At 62.3% G+C, this 2239-nt stretch carries 3 protein-coding genes; all 3 read right to left on the reverse strand.

The window, feature by feature from the left end; translation table 11 throughout:
• A partial coding sequence (locus EN994_RS28085) for an ABC transporter permease (protein WP_164746267.1) occupies positions 1-627 on the reverse strand: 627 nt, incomplete at its 3' end.
• Positions 627-1490, reverse strand: coding sequence for an ABC transporter permease (locus EN994_RS28090; RefSeq protein WP_013530806.1), 864 nt, complete (start codon positions 1488-1490; stop codon positions 627-629). The genes EN994_RS28090 and EN994_RS28085, both read right to left, overlap by 1 nt.
• A gap of 64 nt (positions 1491-1554) precedes the next feature.
• On the reverse strand, positions 1555-2239 hold a 685-nt coding region (locus EN994_RS28095; protein ID WP_164746266.1), incomplete at its 5' end, for an extracellular solute-binding protein.

The following is a 2239-nucleotide window of genomic DNA, read 5'->3' on the forward strand; positions in this document are numbered from 1 at the left end:
GAAATAGGACACCACGAACTGGTCGAACGACACTGCAAACGCAAACAGCCCTCCGGCAATAACGCCTGGCATGATCCAAGGCAGCGTGACGCGCCTCGTTACCTGCCACTGGTTGGCGCCGAGCGAGCGTGCCGCCTCTTCCAGCTCCGGCGCGAAGGTCTGCAGCCGGGCCGAGACGACGACGATGACATAGGGCAGCGCCAGTGCGACATGGCCAAGCAGGATCGCATGCAGCCCGCGACCGATGCCGACGCCGAAAAAGAAGATCAGCATCGCCGTGCCGGTGATCAGCCACGGAATGGCGATCGGCGGAAACAACAGCGCCTGCAGGAATTTCTTGCCGCGAAACTCATAGCGATAGAGCGCCAGCGATGCCGCCGAGCCGAGCACGACACAGATGACGGTGGTGATGACGGCGATCTCGACGCTGTTCCAGGTGGCGGCGATCAGCTGGTCGTTCTGCCACAGCGAAGCGTACCATTCGGTCGTCCATTCGAACGGCAATTGGTAGAAGGGCGAGACGTTGAACGACATCAGCGCCATGATGATGATCGGCAGATAGAGGAGGGCGAGCAGCAGACCGATGTAGAAGCGGCCAAGCCATTCGAGGACGCGGGTCGTCGCCATCACGCGGCCCTCCGCAGCACCGGCGACGCCACCGCCAGGATGACCAGCACCACGGCCAGCAGGATGAAGGAAAGCGCGGCACCGAGCGGCCAGTTGAACACGGCGACGAACTGGTCCTCGATGACCGTGCCGTAGAAGGTGCCGGTGCGACCGCCGAGGATGCGCGGCTCCATGAACGAGCCGACGACGGGGACGAAGATCAGGGCCGCACCCGCGACCAATCCGGGCATCGACAGCGGGATGATCACCCGCTTCAGCACCTGTAGCCGTGAAGCGCCAAGCGAACGCCCGGCCTCAATCAGGGAGTCATCGATCGCCTGCAGCGTGAGATAGCAGGTCAGCACCATGTAAGGCACGTAGGAATGCACCAGCCCGATGATGACGGCTGGATAGGAATACATCAGGTCGATGTTGATCTTGAACGGCAGCACGGCGTTGAGCGCGGTGTCGAGAATGCCGCCCTCGCGCAAAACCATCGCCCAGGAAAAGATGCGCACCAGCCCGTTCGACCAGAACGGCAAGATGACGAGCAGGAAGATCGCCTCGCGGCTGCGCCCCTTCAGCACTTTGGCGAGCACGTAAGCGGCGGGATAGCCGATGACGACGCACCACAGCGTCACTTCGAGGCCAAGCCGCAGTGAGGCCAGCAGCAGTGTCAGATAGAGGCTTTGCGAGAAGAAGGTGGCATAGTTGCCAAGGGTGAATGTCCACGGCTTTCCCGACAGCGGCAGCTCGGTCATGAACGAGAAAAAGACCATGGCCGAGAGCGGCAGGAAGATCGCCACCGTCAGCCAGAGATAGGCTGGCGCCAGCAGCGGCAATGCCGATCTCAGCCCGCTTCGCGACGCTGTCGCAGCTGCCATGATACCCTCCCCCAGGATTGAAACGCCAGCCGGCGCGAACCGCCGGCTGGCCGGGATGTTGGCTCTATTTCACGTCGACCTTCAACTGCTGCCACAGCGCCAGATAGGCTTCGCGCTGGGCATCGGTGATCGGCGCCTGGAACTGGATGCGTTTGGCCACCTCGGGGTCGCCCATGACCTTGCGGTTGAAGGCATCCTCGGGCAGCGCTTCCACCGCCTTGGTGTTGGCGGAGACAGGAGCACCGACCTTGGTGACCCATTCGACGTAGAATTTCGGGTCGATCATGTAGTTGATGAAAGCCTCGGCGCCGGCGACGTTCTTGGCGCCGACCGGAATGGAAAACGCGTCGAGCCAGGCGACGGCACCCTCCTGCGGCACGACCAGAGAGACCGGCAATTTGAAATGCGTCTTGGCGCGATCGGCCGAGCCGCTCCAGTAGGTGCCGATGTCGATCTGGTTGGAGGCGACCATCTGGTTCCAGTCGTTCTCCGAACTCCAGAAGGTCTTGATCTGCGGCATCAACGAGGTGAGCTTCGCCTTGACCGCATCCATATCCTTGATGTCGTTGATGTTCTGGCCCGTTGCGATGGCGCCGAACTGCACCGCTTCGACGGCATCGTCGCGAATGACGACGCGGCCCTTATGGGCGGCATCCCACATCTCGGCGATGCTCGTCGGCGGCTTGTCGAAGGATTTGTCGTTAATGGCGAGCGCGGTGAGGCCCCACACCCACGGCACGCCATAGACC

This window comes from Mesorhizobium sp. M7A.F.Ca.CA.002.09.1.1 (assembly GCF_003998555.1).
GTDB lineage: Bacteria > Pseudomonadota > Alphaproteobacteria > Rhizobiales > Rhizobiaceae > Mesorhizobium > Mesorhizobium ciceri.